Below are 22,267 nucleotides of genomic sequence, written 5' to 3' on the forward strand. Positions count from 1 at the left end.
AATAAACCTATTCAAACTTTAAGAGTTTAACTCCGGCTGCAAAGAACAGGGTGCCCATTGCTATAAGCACTATTGTCGGCAGCACTGCGGCCTCAAAGCCCATACCTTTGCTTGCAATGCTTTCCATACCCTGCATTGCCCATTTCTGAGGTGTAAGCTCTGCTAAAAAAAGAAGTATTTTATTGCTGACTATCTCCAAAGGCCACATACAGCCTCCTAACATTGAAGTGCTGGTTAAAACCACTGGGCTTATGGACGAAAGCTGCTCATGGGTTTTAACTATGCCGGAAAGCATAAGCCCCATGGACGTCACAGTGAATACAAAAGCTCCTGCAAGCATCAGTATTCCTGCCATACTGTTCCCCCAGTCTATGTTAAGCAGATACTTGCCTGCCAATATCAATACGCCCATCTGAATGGCACCGGTTAAGTATGCCACAACCATGGTCCCTCCTAATATGGAAAACTTGGATACCGGGGATATGAGCATCCTCTGCCAGGTCTTATACTGCCTGTCGCTTAATATTGTACCTATCCCAAAAACCATGGTATACATGGAAAAGAATAATGAAAAGCCTATCATGGAATGTTTAAGACTGTCATACCCCTCAGCTGAACTGTTATTTTGGGTTACTGCAGTCACCGATATCGGAACTTTATATTTCCATGCCTCCATTACACTTTGATATGCATCTTCCCACACCTTTAAGGTGTCCTCACCAGGCTTATTTGAGTGTATAAAATCATTGGTAATATCCGCCTATCCTTATGCTTCCCGCCATCTTTGATGCAATACCGGACACCAGCTCTTGAAGTGTCAATATAAATAAATCATCCTTTATTTTCATTATACCTATGGTAATTTTCTCAGCATTTTGTATATCAGTATCGAAGCTCTCATTTATCAGCAATGCGGCCAGAGCTTTTCCTTCTTCCACCTTTGCCACGGCATTTTTCATATCCGCTTCTGTGAAATCAAATCCAGTACTGTCTTTAAGCTCATCTATAAAGAGCTTTGAATAGCCGCTTTTATCTTCATCTACTATAATTACTTCAGGTTTGCCGCCGCTTAGCGAGGCGCCGAATATTGCTGTAAGGCCAAAAGCCATGACGGTCATCAATATGAATACCCCTATATCATCCCTCAGCCTTAGAAGTCTTAATTTTATTACACTAAGCACCGGCAATCCCTCCCTTATCTTTAAGAGCCACTACACCAAGCAGTATGAATACAGCCCCTGCTGTTAAAAGAATTGAAATATAGCTTATTATGTCCGTCATGCCATATCCAGCCATAATTTTTAAATAGGCTTTCAGTGCCGTACCGTTAAGAGAAAGAAAGCTTAGATTTTGCAAGGCGCGGGGCATTATATCAACGGGGAAGAAGCTGCCGCCTAATAGAGCCATTGCCTGTATTATGGCTGTTTCGAATATGTCGGCCATTTTGTAATTACCTGCCCTGTAAGTGGCAGCTGCAATTAAAGTTCCCAGTCCTGCCACAGCAAAAGCGGCACATATGCTTATTATAATTACTGCAAATGCATTTCCCCATTGAACCTTTAATGCAAAATTTGAAAAAGCAATCATGATAACCATCTGGAGCAGCGCAATAAAAAATATTGTAAAGAATTTTCCCGCCAGAATTGCAAATTTAGACGTACCGGCAACTATCATCCTCTGATAAGTCGTATCTTCCTTTTCTTTAAGAAGCATCCTTCCTCCATGGCCGGATGCAAAGAGTATAAACATGGTCAGCATGGCAGCAGCATAATAACCGTAACTTTCAATTGGTTTCCTGCCCTGCACTGCCACGTCATCCAAACTTATTTCTATTCCCTCCATTGCTTTACCCATACCTTCTGTGACAACTTTTATGCCTTTAAATCCATCATTCCCCAAGTTATAAGCCAGGGCTTTTTCTATGAGCACATTCTTTCCAATTATGGTAAAAGACATGATATTTGAATAAGCTTCAACAACAGCCTGGACTATCTGGCCGTCTATATTTCTGTCAGGATTTTTTATGATTTTTATATCAATCTTGTTCCTGAAGGGAGTGAGAAGGTTTATCTTCATATCATATAAAAAACCCTGTGGTAAAACCAACACTGCAGAAACTTCTCCCTTATTTAACATATCAAAAGCCTTAGCTTCTTCTTCCACAGTGTAGGTTATAATTTTTTTAACATCCTCGCTGTTTAAGAAATCCTCAAAGAATATTTTTTCTATGTCTGTTTCTCCCCCATACTTTTTCAATTCCTCTATAGTTTCATCGCCTATGTTTCTCGCGAAAAGTCCATTTAATAATGCATCATCAAATCTTATTAAATCGCTATTCTCATCATATTGCTTTACAACAGCGATGTTTGCCTTTCTGCCGTTACCGTAATCTGTACCTGTAAAAGCTCCCTTTAATGCAAAGCTCAATATGACCATGAGCAAGACAGGCATTAAAAGTATTATTGCAAGAGCTTTTTTGTCGCTCAATATGGTTTTTACATCTTTAATGATTATACTTATAATACTCATAACCATACACCTCAATCCCTTAAAGCTTTCCCTGTCAGTCGAAGGAAAACTGTTTCAAGATCAGGCTTTTTGACGTCAATGGATACCACATGCTTTCCATATTCTGATACTTTAGCAATAATATCTGCCAGTAATATATCAACGTTTTCACCGGTTATGATTATCATGTCCTGAATGAGTTCTACATAAGCCACACCATCAATTTTCTTAAGCACCTCAATGATATTTGGGGCATTTTTATCCAGCTTAAGGCTCAGCCTTGTTTCTCCTTTTATAAGTTCTACCAGTTCATCCCGGGTGCCGGAAGCAATTATTTTTCCCTGGTCCATAATGCAGATTCGGCTGCAAAGATACTCCGCCTCTTCCATATAGTGACTGGTATATATGATAGTCATACCCTGCCTGTTAAGCTCCAGCACGGTATCCAGTATATGGTTTCTGGACTGGGGATCTATACCTACCGTAGGCTCATCCATTATCAGAAGCTCAGGAATATGCAGCAATGCCGCTCCGATATTTAATCTTCTTTTCATGCCTCCCGAATATTTATCCACCCTATCTTTTAAACGGCCGTTTAAGCCTATTATCTCCGAGACCTCGTCAATTCTCTTTTTAAGGTAAGCGCCTTTTAAACCATACATATTTCCCCAGAAACCCAAATTTTCATATCCTGTGAGGGTGTGATATAGCGCTATATCCTGAGGAACCACCCCTAATTTCTGTCTTATTGTCTTTGGCTCCTTTAAAATATTTTTACCTTCAAAGAGGATATCCCCCATTGTGGGAGGCAGCAGTGTGGATATCATGGAAATAGCTGTGGACTTGCCTGCACCGTTAGGTCCCAGCAAACCAAATACCTCTCCTTTTTTAACTTCGAAATTTATACCATCCACTGCCTTAATATTTCCAAAACTTTTATGCAAATTAACAGTTCTCAAAAATGTCATATCATTCACCTTCTTGATATTTTATATCAAACAGTTCTTCCATCATAAAAGGCACTCCACCAACTGCATCCATGTTTAATGTGTTTTCTTCCGTAAGTACCGGGAAGTTAAATTCCTGTTCCTTGTTTATATCCCAATTTTTTATATCCAGTTTGTAATGTACATTATCAATAAGGACCTCCTCCGAATTTTCAAACTTTAATATCACCTCAATGCTTTCATTTACTATATATCCGTCAATATCCACATATGCAGTATAGCTGAAGCTTTCAATTGTACATTCTTCAATGCCTTCCTTTATATTTAAAAGCAATTCTTCCGCTGATTCTGCTTCCTCGCATTTTATGTTATTTTTAATGTATTTCTCGAAATTATCTTTAAGTATTTCATCCTTTAAAAGAATATCAATACTGCCAGTCATAAGACTTTTTATCTGATCATTATTTAATTTTATGGTGTATTCGGTTGCTTTTACTTCCCCGTCAGGAGTGGTGAGTGCAATGCTTTTTCCTTTAAATATGTCTTCTCTTTGCATTAACCCCAGCCATATCTCATTGATTTTATCTATCGAGCTTTTAGAAATAAATTCAAATTCTCCCACCGTATTCTGTTCTTTATTTACCGAATCCTGTATATCATTTATCCTCATATATTTTCCGGCAACAGGAAGCTTCATGAATATTTCATCTCCGCTAACATAGAGATCGTAATCGAAACCCAATCCTCCGAAGTTCAGATAATTTCTGAATATACTTTTATTTAAGTCTTCATCATAGGCGGCATCAAAGCTTCCTTTCATATCCTTATAATAATTTATCTCCCTTATATCCTCTTGTGTCATCCCATCTGTATTAAAATCCATTGCAACTGAAAATTCCCCGGAAGTCCTTCCCCTTTTTAATTGCTCTGTTTTTTGTACAGCTTTTTTGTAATCCCTGAGGCTGTCGCTGCTGCATCCTGATGATGTTACAATAAACAGCAGCCCGATTATTATAATCAACATTCTTTTCATTAAATCCCTCCGTTCATTTTTACAGTATAATTTTAGCAATTCTAAAAATAGTTTTCCTGTATCAAAAATCATATATTTACATGTCCGCCTGTGACTTTTTGCACAAAAAAAACGGCATAGCCGTCTTAGAGATTATTTTTTATTGTAAACACTGCCAGTTGAGTTCTATCCCGCAGGTCAAGCTTTACGAGGATTTTTGTAATATGGTTCTTTACCGTACCTTCGCTTAAATACAGCATGTCGGAAATTTCTTTGTTATTCTTGCCTTCTGCTAAAAGACGGCAAATTTCAATTTCCCGCTCCGTTAAAAGCTCAGCCCTGGAATCTCTATGGGATTTGGGGTTACTTTGGGCAAGCTCGGAAAATTTATTTATAACCTTTACCGCAATTTCTGATTGGATAAGAGCTCCGCCATTATGTACCGTTCGTACGGCTGCAGCTATCTCCGAAGGCGAAGCATCCTTTAAAAGGTATCCCGATGCTCCGTTTTTTAAAGCATCGTATATATATTCATCATCGTTAAAAGTAGTCAGCACTATTACCTTTACATCAGGGAAATCCTTCTTTATCATTTTTGTGGCTTCCACTCCGTTAACCATAGGCATTTTTATATCCATAAGGATTACGTGGGGCCTGTTCCATTTGCAAGCTTCATATGCTTTTTTCCCATTTCCGGCAGTACCGCATATTTTTATACCCTCTTCTTTTCCCAAAATGAGTTTAAGCCCTTCCAGCAAAATATCCTGGTCATCAACCAACAGTACTTTTATCATTTTCTCCCTCCAAATACAAAATACCCTTTATATAAAACCCATTATTGCCTCCGAACTCCACCTCTCCGCCAAAGGCTGCCACCCTTTCTTTTATACCTTTAATCCCAAAGCCTTCCTTTATATCCTCTGCACCCACGCCATTATCTATCACGTAAAACTCTACGGAACTAACAGCATAATCGAGTTTTATCTGAATACAGGAAGCTTTGCCGTGCCTTATGGAATTGGTCATAGCCTCCTGCAATATCCGGTATAATACCATATTGGCTGCAGAACATTTTATTGTGTCCTCACCATTAATATCAAGTTTAATGCCAGTCCCTGTCTTTTGAGAAAATTCGCGGACAAGATTTTTAATATCTTTCAGCGAAAAAAGAACAGTGTCTGACCCTCTTAATGTTTCCACCACTTCTCTTATTCCTGACAGGCTGTCTCTTGCCGTGGCTTTTGCATCAACTATCATTTTTTCTACTTTTGAAGCATTCTCATTTAAAAAGTGTTCTGCCATCTGAAGCTGCATAATAAGCGCAGTCATATTGTGGCCTAATGTATCATGTATATCTCTTGCAATACGGTTTCTCTCTTCGACTACGGTAAGACGGTTAACCTCATATATATACCGCTTAAGCCTCTTATGAGCATCCAAAAGCTCCGTATAAAGAATATCCTTTTTTCTCTTTTCCTCCCTGTTATGCTTTGCAAAGCCCGCGCTTAATAATACCAGTACATTGACCATCATAAAGAAGGCCATCTGAGATATATTTGAGAGGCTGAATCTATAGTAAATAAGATATCCGTATTTAATCATGGATATAAGTACTGCAGCTGCTCCTATAATCATCCCTCTTTTAAACTCCAGCAAAAGGACAGCTTCAAGTATTATACTTATATAAAATGTATGAAATGTGTAATTTATAAGCAGTCTTGAATTTTGCTCCAGTATATATACAAATGCTATATCAAGAATAAATGACAGATGGTGAAAAGAGCTTTCACGGTTGATAAAACATCTTGCAAATCCTGTTAAGAGATAAAGTATAAAGAGAGCAGCAAGCACAAACAGCCTTTGCTGCTGTGCGTTTTCAAAATAAACAGCGGCAAAGAATAATATAGTTAATACAGTGGTTTTAAGTAAATATAAAAAAAGTTTTTGTCTTTTTTCCATTGTCCCGTCACCTTCTTAACTCCATCCATTGAAAATATTATACATTACTCAGGGCTTTACTTCCATAATATCACAGCACTGCATATATTCAGTTGCAGAAAAACAAAAAAAGTAATTATGTTCAAAGATCATAATTACTTTTTTATGTTGTTCCAATTAATAAATTATGTAGAAAATATAATTAGAATTTTATTATCTTAGGCTCGGTGTTGTTTGCATAAATAGTAGCTGTTGCGTTTTTAATATACCAAACCTCTGTATTTCCGTCACCTACAGCATATCTGCCCTTCAGTCCGGGATATGCTTCAAGCATGTGTTCCTGAGCCTCAGGCCTGTCATCCAAAACAGCCTCGCCTTCTAAACGAATCCAGGCGCCGCCTGTCATAGCACATATTTCAACTTTAGGATTTGCATGCATTTGCTTTGAAACGTCCTTTACTTTTCCTGTCTGGATATAAAGCTTGCCATCAAATATATCCACCGTTCCGAAGGGGCGCATTCTTGGTTTATCTCCATCTACTGTTCCAAGATAATAAACCCCGCTTTTTTTCAGAAAATCATAAACTTCCTGCATGTTTAATACCTCCATTTCATTTGGGGATTGATTGCCAATCCTTTTACTGAGTTTAATATATCATATATGGTATAATTATCAAGTAGGCATTTTTTATGTAGTAGGTATGCAATTTAATACTATTGAATACTGCTCATTAGACACACAGGAACATAATAAATGAGAAGAGCATTTCTTCATAACTCTGAAGCTTTGGAGCCATAACTGCTGCCTGCTTTTCATCTATTTCGGTATGCTGGGCCATATACTCCTGCCAGTTTTTATAGTATTTGGTTTCCATATACAAATCCCCCTTTAATATTTAGCATTTTGTGCTGCATATTCAAGCACCGCCCTGTAGTTTTCAACCTTTACGCTGTCTACAGTTACAGGTACTTTATCGAAGCTGAATACATATTTTCCGCCGGGTGCCAATATATCAATAAGCTCTTTTGCCTTATCGATACATTCTTCCCTGGTTCCGGTATTTAGCAAGGTTAGAGGATACAAACCTGAAATAATATGTTTTTTGCCAAGCTTGTCTTTAATGGTTTTAGCATCACCGTACTCAAACATCATGACGGTGCCTTCAGGTAATTCATACAGGTAATCCAAATATCTCATCCAATCCTGCTCGACGAATATGAAATTCCTTCCCCCTGCCTTTACCAGGTTTTCACACAATTCTTTAAAGGTAGGCCAGTATAAATTGGCAAAATCCTTATCACGCATATATGGTGCCATATGAAGGGGTATAAATGTAGCATTATATGGTGTTGGATTAACCGGTGTTCCCATTTTAAGCATCAATGGAGCAACAGCTTCCACAGCTGCCTTTACTTTTTGAGGTATCCTTCTTACATCTTTTGATATGCCTTTAAATCCCCTAAGCTGGTCCGAAACGAAATCAAAGGGAGCTTCGCAGAATCCTCCAAAGAGGTTTACATTACTGCAATAGCCGTACTTTCCGATGAGCTTTCCATATAAATTTACTGCTGTTCCCATATCGTCCTGATAAGCTTTGAATGCTTTTGTAAGAGCAAGTGCCTTGCTGCTTGAATCGGTATTTAGTTCAGAGTATATCCTGGGCAATATCCTTTCTATTATGCAATTGTAGGGATTTTCAATAAATGCATCATAATCTTCCTCTGCCATACCCTCAACTTCGGGATGCTGCAAAAATCCGTTTGAACCCATCACAAAATTCTTTGCCCCCAGCAATTTATAAAATGAGGGGAATCTGAAGGCTGAAATAGGCATGCTGTCTGAATAAAAGTCAGCACAGGTCCTGTCAAAAATATCATCCAAAACGGAGGTATCCCATTGTGATTCCGTTAAGTCACGGCCGGCGTATTGTATTGCAAACTCCATGGTTATAAGCGCATATACAGGCACTCGCTTTGGAATCTTTCCATCAAGAACATCTGCACAAATTTCATTTCTTTCTTTCATGAGAACCATAGCATCGCTCATTTATTTCACCCACTCCTGACAAATCTTAACGCCTTCTGCTGCGTTAGTTGTAAAGGCATCAGCCCCAATTTGTACACAAGCTTCCTTTGTAACCGGGTTTCCTCCTATAATTATCTTTACGCTGTCCCTGAGTCCTGCTTCTTTAAGTGCATCCACAGTTTCCTTCATGGCTTCCAATGCAAGAGTCAAAACACCGCTCATGCCTACAACGTCAGGTTTTAATTGTTTTACTTTTTCAACGAATGCAGTTGCAGGCTGATCAATGCCTAAGTCAGTAACTTCAAAGCCTGCGGCTTCACACATGCTTTTAAATATGTTTTTCCCGATGTCATGCAAATCTCCCGCCACAGTTCCTAAAACTATGGAACCGGCGCTCTCGCTGCTTGAATTACCCAAAACGGGTTTTAAAGTGTTAATTGCATTTGTCAATAACTCACCAGCAAAAATCAGATCGCCTACGAAGTATTCGCCTTTCTCATAGAGGTCTCCGACAATTGCCATGCCGCTCTGGCAGGCAGATACTACTTTTTGAGCATCCTGTTCTGAAGGATTTGAAGCTATAAATTCATTAAGCATGCCCAATACCTTCTCTTCATCCAGCTCACCTACTGATTGTGTCAAAACATTGAGTTCCAGCATATTAATACCTCCCATATATTTTTATAGCATGTACTACAATTAAATATTATCATAACCCAATTGGCTGTCAATACAAGTTATGTTATAATTTTCCATATTTTAATCACTGTCTGCTGACGATAAATAATTGTTAACCGTCCCCTTCCCTTAACTTTGAATATTGACTATTGAAGAATGGTATAATATTATGAACCTAACCAATTAAAAGGATATGGAGGGAAAAATATGAACTCAGAAGAATACAAGGATATTTTAAAACTGGCTATTGAAAATGAAGTGGAAGCCTATGAATTTTATGACTATGCAGTTTCAAAGGTAAAGGATGCAAATTTGAAAAGCATATTTGAAAAGCTGGCAGAAGAAGAATTAAGGCACAAAAAAATACTGGAAGGCTTTATTAATAATGAGGATAAGCCTTTGAGGTTTAATAGACCGACAAACTATAAAATATCTGAAACAGTAGAAACTCCAAAGTTTTCACCGGATATGAAATTCGCCGATGCGATAGGACTTGCCATGAAAAAAGAAGAAGAGACAATGAATATGTATAAAAGCTTTGCCGATATAAGCGACGACGACGGACAAAAGAATATTTTCTTGGAGCTTTCCAAAATGGAGGAAGGCCATAAAACCCGTTTAGAGGATATATACACCAACGCAGCCTACGCTGAAGTGTGGTAGAACTAAATTAAAGGCTCATAAATAGGGGGCTGTTGCATTTTAAACACTGCATTGCTATGGTCGAGTTCGCAAGTTCTAAGGCTCTCACAATACATTTACGTTGTTTAAAACGCAACAGCCCCTTAACTTTATTATTTACTTTATATAATAATCTCTTCCGTATAAATAAACCTCACTGCTCAGCCACTGATTAACCTGTTTAACAACGGGGTCGTCAAGCTTGCCTAAACAGTTGGCACCGCCTGCGAAACCGCCGCCGGGCGCATATTTATCTATCATATCCCTTACAGTCTGACGCACTTCTTCCTCGTTTACTTCCGGCCAGGTATCCGGAACCTTCCAGTCATAGCATCCTGCAATGGCTATTCTTCCTTTGAATTTTTCTTTAGTTGCTAATATATCATTGGATGTCTGTACCGGATCCCAAACTCTCACTCCAAATTCATAGGCATCTTCCATAAAATCCTCGCATCTTCCGCAGTTATGGTACTCAACGGGTATGCCTCTGTCAACGGCTGTTTTTGTGAGCCTTGAGTATATGGGCTTGAATATATCCCTGTACATTTCAAGGGAAATAAAGGGATTCATTTTAGCCGCTGTGTCATCCAGCAAATATACCATATCAGGTTTATAATATTCGATTGATTTATCAATAAAAGGCACATAATAATCAGCTAAGAAATTGAGTAATTCCTTGCAGGTTTCAGGGTCTTCATAAAGTGCACAAAGTCCGTTTGTAAAACCCATGAATGCAATAAGCTGCTGAAAGGGCATCAGTGGAATCGTGACCATAGCTGCTGATTGGGTGAGGTCAATTTTAGATTCTTCTATGTCTTTTTTAGCCTGCTGCTCCCAGTCAATTTCGTTTGCATCCAGCGACTTGGGAGCCTTGATAACCTCATGCCATTTTGTTATATCATCAAGAATGAAATTATTGGGCTCAGGTATACCGCCATAGCCTGTTTCTTCATTTGCAACATAATGTACTCCCCATATGTCGTATCTTCCTTCCGGTCCCGGCATGGCAGGCCTTCCCCAGATATTGGGTCCTACCATTTTAAATACCGGCTCGTCGTTGTAAGCGGGAAATCCCATTGTCCAGTGGGGAACATATTCGGGCATTTCACCATTGACTACGCGCATAAAGTTTTCCTTTGGAGTCAGTTTTGACTTTGCCATTAATACCTCTCCTTTATAAAATATTATTGCTAAATGATAATGTTACTTTAGAACAATTCCCGGCTCATTCTTTCTATTTCTTTGCTTACCGCATCGTAAACGCCGGGATATGTGCTTCCAGGACCTCCTGCAACCAAGCAGGGTATGAAATACAATTTGCCGTTATTTTTGCAGGCCCGCTCTACTTCCCTTTTTATCAATTCCGGTGTCCAGTCAGCTTTATCAACTACGCCGTTATTTATATCACCCATGAAGGTAATCTGCTTGCCGTATTTTTTGACCAGTTCAGGAACATTGTTAGCTGTCATGCATCCCTGCCATATATCAATTCCCATTTCAATCATATAAGGAACTAAATTGGCAGCATAGGAATCGCTGTGGTGTACTATCAGTTGGACTCCGTTATTCTTGTAAAATCCGTAGAGCTTTTTATAAGCAGGTACGATGAATTCGGCGAACATTTCAGGTGACATAAAGGAATTTAATTGGCTTCCCCAATCATCATGATGTATTATGGCTTCAGGCTTGATATGCTTACAGACGAGTTTTGCATTGGCTATTTTCCAGTTGGTTATGTAATCGATGAGTTCATGCATGGCTTCCGGTTCTTCATAGAAGTTCATCAATGTGTCATCCATACCCATAAGGTAATGGAGCTGTTCAAAGATGCCGGGGATTCCATACACAGTTACAAATTTATCACTTTTATCAATTTTAGCTGCTTGAGCCTTGCAGTCATCCCAGGCTTCATCGGGAACCTCCAGGGATGGGGCATGTACAGTTTCTTTCCATTTTGTTATGCCTTTCACTACCTTGTGAGTGTCATCGTGTACCGGAAAGGGCCCCGGAGTATTTTCCTGAAATCTTATGGTTACTCCCCAGGAGTTGACGATTTCCTGACCGGGTACGGGCCTCGGGCTTTTTGCTGATATTGGATCTCCCATGACAATTCCGAAGGCTTCAAACTGGTTGACAAACCTGTCGGGATTTCCGCCTCTTAATGTTTCCAGCAGATTTTCTTTTTTGCTTAACATGCATCTACCTCCTATAAATTACCTTACATTACAATTTAAGTATAATTGTTATGTATGACTATTGTCAATTTCATATCAAATACAATATTACAAATTTATCTTAACTTAAAAAAATTTAGTTTACAGCAATTAAAAAGGAGTGCCCTAAAGCACTCCGCAGATTTAAAAGCCGTTACTTATAAATAACTATATTAAATTAATAATGATGTGAAATATTGGAACAACCTTTCTTCCAAGCCCTGAAGCTTATCTTTTCCGATATCCGATGTTCTGTTGTTCATATTCTTGTATTGTTCCCAGGTGCTGTAATACTTGCTTTCAAAGGCCCTTCCCATATCTGTCTTGTAATCTTCCTTATTGAATTCCATGCCGGCAGTTTCACCTGCATTGCTGTATTTCCCGTTATCCCTCACATATTCGGCAACGGCACTTAAATTTTCCATTTCACGTTCATTGATTGAAATGACTATCTTGTCTAAGCTGAAGATATATTTCCCGCCGGGGGCTAAAATATCCAGCATTTCTTTGGCCTTGTCAATGCATTGCTGCTTTGTACCGGCTTTTAAAAGTGCCAGTGGGAATAAGCCTGTTATAATATGCTTCTTGCCAAGCTTCTCCTTTATCTGTTTCATATCGCCGTATTCGAATATCAATACCGTATTTGTTGGCAGTTCATATAAATAGTCTATATAGCGGGTCCAGTTATCCTCACACCACAACTGGTTTCCAACGCCCATGGAAGCATAAGTATCACAAAGCCGCTTAAAGCTTGGCCACCATAATTTTTCAAAATCTTTTTCCCTCATGAAGGTAGGCATATGCAAAGGATAAGTAACTCTGGAATACTTGGTTATTACGGAAGGCATCCCCTTCTTTAAGAGTATGGGATACAATGCATCGCAGGCTGCTGCTACCTTATCGGGTATTCTTCTTATATCCATGTTAATGCCTTTAAAGCTTCTTAACTGGTCTGCCAGATAATCAAAAGGCGCTTCTGCAAATCCTCCCGGGTTTCCCGGGTAATATCCGTATTTCTGTACCAGGGGGATGACGTTACCCATGGCTTCGCCCATATCGGCCTGATAAGCCAGATAGCTTTTTGTAAGGCTTATTGCCATTGAAATAGGGTCATTCAAATTGAGAGCTTTGTACTGTCTTGGGATAACCCGCTCCAACAGGCAGTCATAAGGATTTTCTATCAAATAATCATAATCCTCGGGATCCATGCCCACAACTTCAGGATGCTGAATAAATCCGTTGGACCCCATAATAAAGGACTGGGATTTAAGTATTTCATAAAACGAAGGAAATCTTAATGACCCTCCCGTGGGGCAGCTGTCAGAGTATAGTGTCTGGCATACCTTTTCTGCAGCTTCTGATGCTAAAGATGGCTTCCACTGGGCAGCTGCTATATCGATACCGGCAAACTGAGCTGTAGCCTCAAAGGATAATGACAAATTTACAGGCACCCTCTTTGGAACCTTATTGTCATGCACGTCATTAAATATGCCTATTCTCTCCTGTTGCAATTCCTTTACATCACTCATTTATTTCACCCACCCCTGACAAATTTTAACGCCTTCTGCTGCATTGGTAGTAAAGGCATCAGCTCCTATTTGTACACAAGCTTCCTTCGTAACGGGATTTCCTCCGATTATTACCTTAACGCTGTCTCTTATTCCGGCTTCCTTTAATGCGTCAACAGTTTCTTTCATGGCTTCTAATGCAAGAGTTAAAACGCCGCTCATGCCAACAACTGCAGGCTTCAATTCCTTAACCTTTTCCACAAAGGCGCTGGCCGGCTGATCAATTCCCAAATCCGCGACTGTAAATCCGGCGGCTTCTGACATGCTTTTAAATATGTTCTTTCCTATGTCATGCAAGTCTCCTGCCACTGTACCTAAAACTATGGTACCTACTCCTGCACTTCCCGTATTTCCCAATACAGGCTTTAATGTATTGATTGCATTGGTCAGTAACTCGCCGGCAAAAATAAGGTCTCCTACGAAATATTCTCCCTTCTCGTATAAATCCCCTACAATCGCCATTCCGCTCTGGCAAGCCGCAACAACTTTCTGGGCTTCTTCTTCAGATGGATTTGTAGAAACAAACCCGTTGAGGATTTCTAATACCCTTTCTTCATCAAGTTCTCCCACTGCACCTGTCAGTGTTTTTAAGTCCACCATAACTTTTTACCTCCCGCTTTTTTATTTTCAATGACACCTATAAATGTCATTAAACACAAAATGAGAATAAGCTTGTACTGAAACTGTTGGAAAGATTAATGCAAAAATCGGTGGTGAATTTAAGATATAGATATTTGTGATTGGTTCTACATAAATTATAATGAAAAGAATATACAAATAAAAATGTAACTATGTGTCGTAAAACTTCTATAATCAAAAGATATCACATGTACCGAACTATGTCAATTAATTGTAGAACATGTTCACACCTTCTTGTTGTTCCAAAATAACACTTGTGGTATATTTTACATAGGAAGGGTGGTACATATGGAACACGAGACAAAACAAAAAATACTGGAAACAGCAAAGGCCTTATTTTATGAAAACGGCTACAACAACACACCTGTAAGACATATTTCAGATGCCGCAGGGATTTCAACCTCGGTATTATTTCATCATTTTATAAATAAAAGAGATATTTTTGTTCATATAATGAGAGCATATGTGAATGATTTAAGACAGGCCATAGAATTATTCAAAAGTGAATTATCGCCTATTGATATAATCGTCCTCTATCCTAAAATCCAGCTTCATACGGCGCTGAACGACCCAAGGCTTGCCAGAATGCTGGTGGATGCCTTCAATGATAATATTTTTGCTTCTTCCGATGTGGATATGCCCAGCAGATATTCTCTGGATTTTTATATGGATGCTGCCGAATACAAGGACAAAACATATGTTTACGATGAGCTTAAAAAATTCAGATATTATTTCTACAGGGGTGTTGCAAGGGAAATAATGGCCGACTTTGCAAACGGCGATATTCCTTTTAACGTTAAAAATATAAACCACCACCTGGTATCCTGCTATAATCTTTTTTTAAACATACCCATAGATGAGCTTTCTAATTCAATTAAACGTGCCGACAGGATAATAAATCTTTTATCATTTGATGGCTTAAATATCCTTGTTTTAAATGATAAAATATCCGAATATGTGACTGCAAGCAAAAAGTTCTATGTATTTGACCACTGTAAAACTGTTTTTATAAACGATATAGAGTTTATAGGCGGAGATACAGCAAAAAAAGATATAAAGTATGATATAAAAAAGAAGTATGACAAGACAATAATTCTGATAAAATATTATAAACTCAATAACCCCGTAGATATAAAAGGTATTCAAAACAGTATGGAAGACTTTAAAGGCCTTATTCAAAGCTCATATACCGAACTTAAGGATAAATTCAACCAAAGTTTTCTTGTGACCAGCTTTAAAGATAATTGTGGCGATACAGGTTCAATTGATGCAGATAAATTTGAGGCTTTTAATATAGATGCAATGAAAACCATACGCAAGCTCAACATGCATTATAATGGTGAAGATGATGTGACTACACAATGCGCCTTTATTTTCTATTAGAATCATAACTTTCAAATCAAGCTGAAATTTCATGCTGAATGTAAGTTTATCAATATGTCCGGTTAACAGTAATTTAACTTTTAACCGGACATGTTTTTTAAAATTATATACAGTTTTGTTATATTTAATTTTATAAGCGGATGATAATATAATAAAAGAAAAATTAAAATTAAGAAACTATTTATTTGTCTCCAAAAAAAATGGAGCATTTAAATAGTTTTTAATATATTTAGGAGGAAAAACCAAAAATGAATAAACAAAAAATAAGAGCAGCAATATTAGCAATTTCATCAGTCGTTATGATTACACTGATTGCATCAGCAGTCCTCGCAGACATTGCAGCCCAATTTCCCAATATAGACAAATCGGTTATACAAATGGTTCTTACTATACCTTCCCTTGTAGGAATGGTGATATCCTTGATGTCAGGCCCTTTATCATCAAGAGTATCTAAAAAATCGCTGGTGCTCTATGGCTTGGTTCTGGCATTGGCAGGCGGATTTTTAGCCCTTGTTTTTGGTAAAGTGAATATCTATATACTGCTTTTTTCCAGTGTATTGGTAGGTATATCCAGCGGCATAAACGGCACTTTAACTATGTCTCTCATTGCCGATTATTTTACAGGCGATGAGCGCAGTTCATTAATGGGGCTGCAGTCAGCCTTTGTAAACGGCGGAAGTATGGTAATACTCTTTATATCTGCTATGCTGGCAGGAATTCAATGGAACTATGCATATCTAGTATACATCATATTAATCCCGGTAATTTTTATTGTAGCTAAGAACCTTCCGGATGATAAACCCGTTAAAGCAGATAAATCCGAAAATAACAGCAGTGACAAATTAAGCACAACGGTGTACTATATATGCTTTATATTGTTCCTGTTTTCCACCCTTTTAGGTATATTCCAGACCAATATCGCAATGTTTATAAGCGATAACAATTTAGGCGATGCTTCAACAACAGGTTTGGTAAACTCCGTTATGACAGGAGCAGGAGCTTTCACAGGAGTAATTTACGGAAGACTTAAAAAATTGCTTAAAAACTATGTAATGGCAGTGTCAATAGGTGCAACTGCATTGGGAATGCTCCTTATATATACTTCCGGCAGCCTTCCCTCAATATTTATAGCAGGCATACTGTCAGGCTTCGGGCTTTCGACCATGATGCCGACAGCCATGTTTACTGTTTCCGCAGTTACATCGCCTGCTAAAAATGCTACTGCTATTGCAATTACAAATGCAGCCAGCAGCATAGGAATGTTTATATCACCTTTAATAGTAAACCCAATTGTCAATAAGCTATTCAATGGAGCTGAAGAAATAAAATTCTTATTTGCAGCTGCAGGGTTAATTATTGTGGCAGCAATATATATATTTGTAAATATAGGGATGGGCAAGAAAGCCGCACAGCCGGCCATGGAATAAAATCAATTATACTTTAACACGTGATTATTTATTGACAGCACCCAATCAACAATGTATTCTTATAGTAATAAATTGCCTTATTTATGAATGAATTCCATTCAAAAGCAAAAATATTAGTTTATTGGTAGGCTGGAATGAATAATTTAAATAAGAAATCCAACACTGAAAACAGAAGAAAATTGATTGAAGCTGCAAAGAAGCTTTTTTATGAGCAGGGGTATAAGGCCACCACTCTGGCACAAATAAGTAATGAGTCCAAGGTTAACAACGGACTCATTACCTATTATTTCGGTTCAAAGGCAGACCTGGCTTCCGAGATTATGACCGAATATATGCTGGAGCTTCGCAATTCCATTGCGAAGCAGCTGTATATAAGAGAAAAATCCTACAGCCTTGATATAGGCATTGCTGTAGAAAACCGAGTCAATCTTCTTTTGAAACTGCAAAATCCAAAGCTTTTAAATTTTGATATTGAAAGCTCAAAAGAAATTCAAACCTATAAGGATATAAACCCAAGAAGGGACCATTTTTATGCTCTTCAAAAACGCCTCATAAATCCCAATATATCTGATTTGAATTTGAGATTTTATGAGGTTTGCGGCATAAGCGTAACAAGATCCCTCGGCGAGGCCTATGCTTCCGGTTTCTTAAAATGCGATGTCGAGGAAATCGCCGATTATGCCATCAGGATGTTGTTTCATATGCTGGAGCTTCCCGTATATCAGATAGAAGCCTTGGTTGAACAGTCAAGATTCTTGGCTCAGCGCATCAATATAAAAATAGGACAAAATTTCGAAGTTATATCCGAAACATACTAAGATCTGAACGTAATCAATATCACAGTCAGATCAGTTTTCATCTGCGGACTCCAAAATTTAAGCCTCCTATTAGACTACCTTCTCAAAGTACATCAAATAGGAGGCTGATTTGATTGAATTTTTATATCTTTATCCACTGTTTTTTCTCCATTTCCCTTGCCAAGACGGTGGCTCTCCAAACCAATTTTTTGTAAAGCATATATCCTTCTTTGCCCATGTATCTCTTTTAAAATATAATAGTGTTTTACAGATAAACTTATTGTAAAAACCACATTCAGGACACTTCTCTCCTTTTTCTACTTTAGAAGGCTCTGCAACTTCTCCAATCCCTTCCTGCAAATTTAAATGATAATTATTCTCTATCAATTGATTTTCCTTACCTATTTGATATACAGGAGAAAATTGTACTCCGGTGATGTTTTCATCTATAAATATTTACTCCATTCAAGTTTGTTTAAAAAACCAGTCCAATTGAAACATCCCAGCTTATCTTTATCAGAACCAATTTCACGTACATCAACATATCTTTTTGTTAAAACATAAATGGGAATTCCATGTTCATCAGAAATAAACCTATATCCCATCTCTCCCTTATGCCAATCATTGAGGAGTACAGCTTTCTGCTTATGAACCAAATCAACAAACACTATTTCTTCTATATTTGGAATGCGATCTTCAGAGCGAAATACTAAAAATTGCTCACTGGCTGCTTCAAAACCATGAAAAATATACGGCTCAATACAACAACAAAATTCAACTTGATGGTTATAAATATTGACTCTATAAATATCACCATGATAATAGTCATCTTTTAGAAGGCCATCATCATCTTTATCTATTATTTGTGTAAAATATAAATAATTTCCTATTATATTAATATCATAACTGCCAAACGGTATAACTTGATTTTTTATTTTATCTCTCAAATTAATATGCCAAATGGATTTCGTTCTAATATAATCATCTTTATTTTTTATCTTATTCCCTTTAAAATCATAAGATAGATATTTATACTTAGCATAAAAAAATCCCAACGCTATATCTTCATGCACCTCATATATATGAATAATTTCTGTTTCACTATCTTCATCTAAAATAAAATCCGGCTCAAGTTCTATTATCTTCATATAATTAAACCTCCACAGTTATTCATTATATTAGCTTCTCCAGATGAAGCAGCAAAATTACTTATCTTAAGAATAATTGAAGTTGTTAATAAATAAAGAGATATGCCAAACAGTGAAGAGGATGTGTCTTCAGTTTATACTATAGACACATCCTCTTTTCAATCAGGTTATTAAAAATGACAAAAGGCTTAATAACGCTTCCTCGGGGCCTTGTACGCTGTCTTTTGCGGTTTCGGCTGCCTCCTTTGGTATACCGTATTTTTCAAGGTTTTCTTCCAGGGACTTATAATATTCTGATTTTAATTCCATAGTGCCATTCTCCTCTCTTTAATACCTGCCGTATTCCTTGACGGTTCTTATTAGGGCCTGCAGGTTTTCTATCTTGGCATCCTTTGCCCTTAATATGCTCTTATCCATGCCGAAAATATAGTTCCCGCCGGGAGCCAGTATATCAATATACTCCTTGGCAGTCCGTATCGTATCTTCCACCGTTCCTGTCCTTAATATTGACATTGGGAACAAGCCTTGAATTATATGCTTCTTGCCTAGCTTTTCTTTTATAACTTTTGGGTCTCCGTATTCAAACTGAAGCTCACAGCCTGCCGGAAGCTCGTATAAATAATCAAGGTATCGCATCCAGTTTTCCTCGCAGAACATGGAAACATTATATCCGGCATTGACATACTCCTCTACCTGCCTCTTGTAAGTAGGCCACCAGAATTTCTGAAAGTCCTTTTCCCTCATGTATGTAGGCATGTGAAGTGCTATACCAACAAGCACAGTCCTTGAAGGTTTTGCCTTTGGCATTCCAAGCTTTAGGCATAGCGGATACAAGGCTTCAACGGCAGCTAAAACCTTTTCCGGATATCTTCTTATATCAGAGCTTACGCCCGTAAATGATCTGAAGGTATCTGCCAATAAATCAAAAGGAGCCCTTGTCCTTCCTGCCATGAAGTTCTGGGTGGTTTTGTTGTATTTAGCCGACAGCTTCGCCATGGCAGGACCAACCTTGCTCATAATTGATTGCATTGAGCTCTGCATTTTGGTTATGGCAATAACATTGTATGGATATGGTTTTGCCAGCTCATCGTAGAATCTTGGCAGCACCTTTTCCCAGCAAACCTTTACCGGATCTTTAATCAAATCATCGTAATCCTCCGGCTCCATGCCGTAGACATTGGGATGCTGCATGTAGCCGTCTGCACCCATCTGATAGTTTTTAGCACCCAGCATTTTATAAAATGAAGGCAGCCTGTTTGAAAAGCCAACCAATGTATCTGTATCAAAAAGTCCGTTAGTGAAGTCTATGGCTTCAATCATTTTTTCGGCGCTGTACTGATCTAAAATCAGGTTCAGCCCTGCATACTCAATTGCTGCTGCGCCGTCAACACCGACGGACATTGGTATCCTTTTAGGAATTCTTCCTTCATAGACATCGATAAAATTCTGATTCTTATCCTGTGAGGTTTCTGTTAATACATCTAATACATCACAATTCAAATCAATTCCTCCTTTTTGTTTTAAAATAATTTATGCAATATTAATGGCATCCTTATTGGCAAGTTCTCCTACTCTGCCTGCATCTATCTCTTCCTTTATTTTTGCAAGCTTTTTATCATCCATTGGATAGAAGAACAATACTATGCCAAAGGCCACTATGCCCAGTATGAAGGGATATAAGGTCTGAAAGTTTCCAATGACATTCAAAACTGCTTCATTTGGCATTGCTCCCTGTGCATAGGCTGCGCCGTCATATCCTGCTGCCGCAAGAAGAGCTGTTCTTATAAGGGTTGAGAAAAAGGTGGCAACGGTTATGCACAATGAAAATACAGCCATGCTGATACCGTCAGACCTGACACCGGTCTTCCACATTCCCCAGTCAGAGGCTGCGGCAAACATTGGCATAAGATAAGCTTCTATTACTCCGGCAAAGAAGCTAGCAGCTCCTGCAACTATAATAAAGACACCTGTTGACATGCCTTTATAAAATAATGTCATATAACCTAAAATGATTATGTGGACTACGCCTCCTGCCACAAATGCCTTTTTGGAATCCTTGAATATCTTTACCCACACTACTCCGAATACCGCTCCTACCACTGCACAGAGGTTGAAGGACAGCATGAATGTTCCCATGGAAGAAAAGTCTTGCGTCACATACTTAAAGAAATAAGAAGCTGTGAGAATCTGAAAGAAGTAATAAATCTTGTGAATAGAAAGAAATAAGAACATCGAAAGGAGTGCTTTATTTGTTACTATACCTTTTAACATGGCTGACAAGGGGATCTGAGGTTTTTTCTTTGTATTTGCATCATATTTTGCTGCAATTGCTTCTTTTTCAATGGATGAGCCCTTTAATATAAATGCATACCCGGCGTTAAGAATAATTGTAAAGGCGCCGATTACATATGCCGTTGATGCCCATCCAGCAGCATCTGAACCGCCTGCCTTGGTGTAATGTACCAAAAGCACCGGGACGATCAAGCCCCATATGGTTTTTCCGCCGTCACGACCTACTTTTTGACCTATTGCAAGATAGGATCTTACTTTAGGGTCGGAAGACAATCTGGGGTAAAAGGATACTAAGGAAATAGAGAGCAGTGGAGTGAATAATGCTATCAATATGCCAAGTACAAATACCAGAAAAGCAAATTTTTGAGGTGTGTCCGTCATTGAAGGCAATACAAAGGTTATAACTGTCAGTACATTTGTGCCTATGGTACCTGCTAAAACCCAGGGCCAATATTTTCCTATCTTTAAAGTTACCCTGTCTAAGAAAATTCCGAAAGTGGGGCCGAATAACCATCCGATCAATGACCTCATCATTTCCAGCACCCCCGATAAAACTACTGGGATCATATAAATGTCCGTGAAAAGCATTCCAAGATATGAAGAAAAAAATGCCATGCTGGCTGCCGAGCCGAAAGCAGGCAGGCTGTATAAGTTTCTGGTCAGCTTATCCCTTTTCTCTTGCCGGTCATTGGTATTAGTTTCTTTTACTAAATTATCCATATTGACCTCCTAATAAAATAATATTCTTATATTTTTCATTAGAATAGGTGCAAAAGAACATATGAAATTCGTACATTATTACGTTACTAAAGTACCAGGTCCATTATAAAGCGGAATATGCCTTCTTCAGCTGTTGCGATGTTTCCTATGATAAAACTACTTTCAACCGTTTCTAATTCATCATAAGTTCCATCCTCCTGCCGTCCATTCGGATATCCGGATTCAGCTATTTTATCCCTCCTTCTTAAACAGATTTTTATAATTGTAATCATGATTTCTATAATAGTCCG

The 22,267-nt window shown here is 38.3% G+C and carries 25 protein-coding genes; 4 read left to right on the forward strand and 21 right to left on the reverse strand.

The features are described 5' to 3' along the window. Positions 1-7: 7 nt before the first annotated feature. The 11 genes from OXPF_RS11975 to OXPF_RS12020 form a co-directional block, all read right to left on the reverse strand. Positions 8-703, reverse strand: coding sequence for an ABC transporter permease (locus OXPF_RS11975; RefSeq protein WP_054875440.1), 696 nt, complete (start codon positions 701-703; stop codon positions 8-10). Between the two features lie 40 nt (positions 704-743). Then, positions 744-1,181: an ABC transporter permease gene (locus tag OXPF_RS11980; RefSeq protein ID WP_054875441.1), complete on the reverse strand. Its 438-nt coding sequence runs from the start codon at positions 1,179-1,181 to the stop codon at positions 744-746. Next, positions 1,174-2,529, reverse strand: coding sequence for an ABC transporter permease (locus OXPF_RS11985; RefSeq protein WP_054875442.1), 1,356 nt, complete (start codon positions 2,527-2,529; stop codon positions 1,174-1,176). The genes OXPF_RS11980 and OXPF_RS11985 overlap by 8 nt, the downstream gene beginning before the upstream one ends. An 11-nt stretch (positions 2,530-2,540) precedes the next feature. Beyond that, positions 2,541-3,476, reverse strand: coding sequence for an ABC transporter ATP-binding protein (locus OXPF_RS11990; RefSeq protein ID WP_054875443.1), 936 nt, complete (start codon positions 3,474-3,476; stop codon positions 2,541-2,543). Position 3,477: 1 nt separating this feature from the next. After that, a complete protein-coding gene (locus OXPF_RS11995) occupies positions 3,478-4,488 on the reverse strand; it encodes a hypothetical protein (RefSeq protein WP_054875444.1) in 1,011 nt (336 codons plus the stop codon). Between the two features lie 125 nt (positions 4,489-4,613). Further along, positions 4,614-5,261, reverse strand: coding sequence for a response regulator transcription factor (locus OXPF_RS12000; protein WP_054875445.1), 648 nt, complete (start codon positions 5,259-5,261; stop codon positions 4,614-4,616). After that, the gene (locus tag OXPF_RS12005) at positions 5,239-6,426 is read right to left on the reverse strand and encodes a sensor histidine kinase (RefSeq protein WP_054875446.1); all 1,188 of its coding nucleotides are present in this window, start codon (positions 6,424-6,426) and stop codon (positions 5,239-5,241) included. Before OXPF_RS12005 ends, OXPF_RS12000 begins: the two co-directional genes overlap by 23 nt. A 181-nt stretch (positions 6,427-6,607) precedes the next feature. Then, positions 6,608-7,000 (reverse strand): pyridoxamine 5'-phosphate oxidase family protein, encoded by a 393-nt coding sequence (locus OXPF_RS12010; protein WP_054875447.1) that lies wholly within the window; start codon positions 6,998-7,000, stop codon positions 6,608-6,610. Positions 7,001-7,136: 136 nt separating this feature from the next. Next, entirely contained in the window at positions 7,137-7,280 is a 144-nt protein-coding gene (locus tag OXPF_RS22785) for a hypothetical protein (RefSeq protein WP_162838564.1), read from the reverse strand. Positions 7,281-7,294: 14 nt separating this feature from the next. Further along, on the reverse strand, positions 7,295-8,452 hold the full coding sequence (locus OXPF_RS12015; protein WP_054875448.1) for a uroporphyrinogen decarboxylase family protein: 1,158 nt from the start codon (positions 8,450-8,452) through the stop codon (positions 7,295-7,297). Beyond that, positions 8,453-9,091, reverse strand: a complete 639-nt coding sequence (locus OXPF_RS12020; protein ID WP_054875449.1) for a cobalamin B12-binding domain-containing protein — start codon at positions 9,089-9,091, stop codon at positions 8,453-8,455. It lies immediately after the preceding gene. A 225-nt stretch (positions 9,092-9,316) separates the two neighbouring features. Here OXPF_RS12020 and OXPF_RS12025 point away from each other — a divergent pair, with 225 nt between their 5' ends. Further along, the gene (locus OXPF_RS12025; RefSeq protein WP_054875450.1) at positions 9,317-9,772 is read left to right on the forward strand and encodes a ferritin family protein; all 456 of its coding nucleotides are present in this window, start codon (positions 9,317-9,319) and stop codon (positions 9,770-9,772) included. Between the two features lie 135 nt (positions 9,773-9,907). On the opposite strand, the gene OXPF_RS12030 is transcribed toward OXPF_RS12025, so the two are convergent. From OXPF_RS12030 to OXPF_RS12045, 4 genes are all read right to left on the reverse strand, one after another. Next, a complete protein-coding gene (locus OXPF_RS12030) occupies positions 9,908-10,951 on the reverse strand; it encodes a uroporphyrinogen decarboxylase family protein (RefSeq protein WP_054875451.1) in 1,044 nt (347 codons plus the stop codon). 47 nt (positions 10,952-10,998) lie between these two features. After that, positions 10,999-11,985 carry a uroporphyrinogen decarboxylase family protein gene (locus OXPF_RS12035; protein WP_054875452.1) on the reverse strand — a complete coding sequence of 329 codons (987 nt, stop codon included), beginning with the start codon at positions 11,983-11,985 and terminating at the stop codon, positions 10,999-11,001. A 191-nt stretch (positions 11,986-12,176) separates the two neighbouring features. Beyond that, on the reverse strand, positions 12,177-13,532 hold the full coding sequence (locus tag OXPF_RS12040; protein WP_054875453.1) for a uroporphyrinogen decarboxylase family protein: 1,356 nt from the start codon (positions 13,530-13,532) through the stop codon (positions 12,177-12,179). Next, positions 13,533-14,171, reverse strand: coding sequence for a cobalamin B12-binding domain-containing protein (locus OXPF_RS12045; protein WP_054875454.1), 639 nt, complete (start codon positions 14,169-14,171; stop codon positions 13,533-13,535). A 327-nt stretch (positions 14,172-14,498) separates the two neighbouring features. Here OXPF_RS12045 and OXPF_RS12050 point away from each other — a divergent pair, with 327 nt between their 5' ends. The 3 genes from OXPF_RS12050 to OXPF_RS12060 all read left to right on the forward strand — a co-directional run bounded on the left by OXPF_RS12050 (position 14,499) and on the right by OXPF_RS12060 (position 17,838). Next, positions 14,499-15,593, forward strand: coding sequence for a TetR/AcrR family transcriptional regulator (locus OXPF_RS12050; protein ID WP_054875455.1), 1,095 nt, complete (start codon positions 14,499-14,501; stop codon positions 15,591-15,593). A 248-nt stretch (positions 15,594-15,841) separates the two neighbouring features. Beyond that, positions 15,842-17,020, forward strand: coding sequence for an MFS transporter (locus OXPF_RS12055; protein WP_054875456.1), 1,179 nt, complete (start codon positions 15,842-15,844; stop codon positions 17,018-17,020). Positions 17,021-17,154: 134 nt separating this feature from the next. Further along, positions 17,155-17,838: a TetR/AcrR family transcriptional regulator gene (locus OXPF_RS12060; RefSeq protein ID WP_054875457.1), complete on the forward strand. Its 684-nt coding sequence runs from the start codon at positions 17,155-17,157 to the stop codon at positions 17,836-17,838. Between the two features lie 129 nt (positions 17,839-17,967). Here OXPF_RS12060 and OXPF_RS12065 read toward each other — a convergent pair whose 3' ends face one another. The 6 genes from OXPF_RS12065 to OXPF_RS12085 form a co-directional block, all read right to left on the reverse strand. Further along, complete coding sequence (locus OXPF_RS12065) at positions 17,968-18,204, reverse strand: hypothetical protein (RefSeq protein WP_054875458.1); 237 nt, start codon at positions 18,202-18,204, stop codon at positions 17,968-17,970. A gap of 59 nt (positions 18,205-18,263) precedes the next feature. Beyond that, positions 18,264-18,965, reverse strand: a complete 702-nt coding sequence (locus OXPF_RS12070; protein ID WP_054875459.1) for a hypothetical protein — start codon at positions 18,963-18,965, stop codon at positions 18,264-18,266. Between the two features lie 162 nt (positions 18,966-19,127). After that, the gene (locus tag OXPF_RS22790) at positions 19,128-19,274 is read right to left on the reverse strand and encodes a hypothetical protein (protein WP_162838565.1); all 147 of its coding nucleotides are present in this window, start codon (positions 19,272-19,274) and stop codon (positions 19,128-19,130) included. A gap of 18 nt (positions 19,275-19,292) precedes the next feature. Next, positions 19,293-20,465: a uroporphyrinogen decarboxylase family protein gene (locus OXPF_RS12075; RefSeq protein ID WP_054875460.1), complete on the reverse strand. Its 1,173-nt coding sequence runs from the start codon at positions 20,463-20,465 to the stop codon at positions 19,293-19,295. Between the two features lie 30 nt (positions 20,466-20,495). After that, positions 20,496-21,977, reverse strand: coding sequence for an MFS transporter (locus OXPF_RS12080; protein ID WP_054875461.1), 1,482 nt, complete (start codon positions 21,975-21,977; stop codon positions 20,496-20,498). An 86-nt stretch (positions 21,978-22,063) separates the two neighbouring features. Next, positions 22,064-22,249 (reverse strand): hypothetical protein, encoded by a 186-nt coding sequence (locus OXPF_RS12085; protein ID WP_054875462.1) that lies wholly within the window; start codon positions 22,247-22,249, stop codon positions 22,064-22,066. Positions 22,250-22,267 lie beyond the last annotated feature (18 nt).

Origin of the sequence: Oxobacter pfennigii, from assembly GCF_001317355.1 — a bacterium.
GTDB lineage: Bacteria > Bacillota > Clostridia > Clostridiales > Oxobacteraceae > Oxobacter > Oxobacter pfennigii.

Bases quoted from the DNA above. Each gene is read 5' to 3' on its own strand.
- OXPF_RS11995 (WP_054875444.1), bottom strand. From the start codon at position 4,488: ATGAAAAGAATGTTGATTATAATAATCGGGCTGCTGTTTATTGTAACA.
- OXPF_RS22790 (WP_162838565.1), bottom strand. From the start codon at position 19,274: ATGGAATTAAAATCAGAATATTATAAGTCCCTGGAAGAAAACCTTGAA.
- OXPF_RS12040 (WP_054875453.1), bottom strand. From the start codon at position 13,532: ATGAGTGATGTAAAGGAATTGCAACAGGAGAGAATAGGCATATTTAAT.
- OXPF_RS12085 (WP_054875462.1), bottom strand. From the start codon at position 22,249: ATGATTACAATTATAAAAATCTGTTTAAGAAGGAGGGATAAAATAGCT.
- OXPF_RS12080 (WP_054875461.1), bottom strand. From the start codon at position 21,977: ATGGATAATTTAGTAAAAGAAACTAATACCAATGACCGGCAAGAGAAA.
- OXPF_RS11985 (WP_054875442.1), bottom strand. From the start codon at position 2,529: ATGAGTATTATAAGTATAATCATTAAAGATGTAAAAACCATATTGAGC.
- OXPF_RS12060 (WP_054875457.1), top strand. From the start codon at position 17,155: ATGAATAATTTAAATAAGAAATCCAACACTGAAAACAGAAGAAAATTG.
- OXPF_RS12030 (WP_054875451.1), bottom strand. From the start codon at position 10,951: ATGGCAAAGTCAAAACTGACTCCAAAGGAAAACTTTATGCGCGTAGTC.
- OXPF_RS12055 (WP_054875456.1), top strand. From the start codon at position 15,842: ATGAATAAACAAAAAATAAGAGCAGCAATATTAGCAATTTCATCAGTC.
- OXPF_RS12050 (WP_054875455.1), top strand. From the start codon at position 14,499: ATGGAACACGAGACAAAACAAAAAATACTGGAAACAGCAAAGGCCTTA.
- OXPF_RS12015 (WP_054875448.1), bottom strand. From the start codon at position 8,452: ATGAGCGATGCTATGGTTCTCATGAAAGAAAGAAATGAAATTTGTGCA.
- OXPF_RS12010 (WP_054875447.1), bottom strand. From the start codon at position 7,000: ATGCAGGAAGTTTATGATTTTCTGAAAAAAAGCGGGGTTTATTATCTT.
- OXPF_RS12000 (WP_054875445.1), bottom strand. From the start codon at position 5,261: ATGATAAAAGTACTGTTGGTTGATGACCAGGATATTTTGCTGGAAGGG.
- OXPF_RS12005 (WP_054875446.1), bottom strand. From the start codon at position 6,426: ATGGAAAAAAGACAAAAACTTTTTTTATATTTACTTAAAACCACTGTA.
- OXPF_RS12020 (WP_054875449.1), bottom strand. From the start codon at position 9,091: ATGCTGGAACTCAATGTTTTGACACAATCAGTAGGTGAGCTGGATGAA.
- OXPF_RS22785 (WP_162838564.1), bottom strand. From the start codon at position 7,280: ATGGAAACCAAATACTATAAAAACTGGCAGGAGTATATGGCCCAGCAT.
- OXPF_RS12070 (WP_054875459.1), bottom strand. From the start codon at position 18,965: ATGAAGATAATAGAACTTGAGCCGGATTTTATTTTAGATGAAGATAGT.
- OXPF_RS12025 (WP_054875450.1), top strand. From the start codon at position 9,317: ATGAACTCAGAAGAATACAAGGATATTTTAAAACTGGCTATTGAAAAT.
- OXPF_RS12045 (WP_054875454.1), bottom strand. From the start codon at position 14,171: ATGGTGGACTTAAAAACACTGACAGGTGCAGTGGGAGAACTTGATGAA.
- OXPF_RS12035 (WP_054875452.1), bottom strand. From the start codon at position 11,985: ATGTTAAGCAAAAAAGAAAATCTGCTGGAAACATTAAGAGGCGGAAAT.
- OXPF_RS11990 (WP_054875443.1), bottom strand. From the start codon at position 3,476: ATGACATTTTTGAGAACTGTTAATTTGCATAAAAGTTTTGGAAATATT.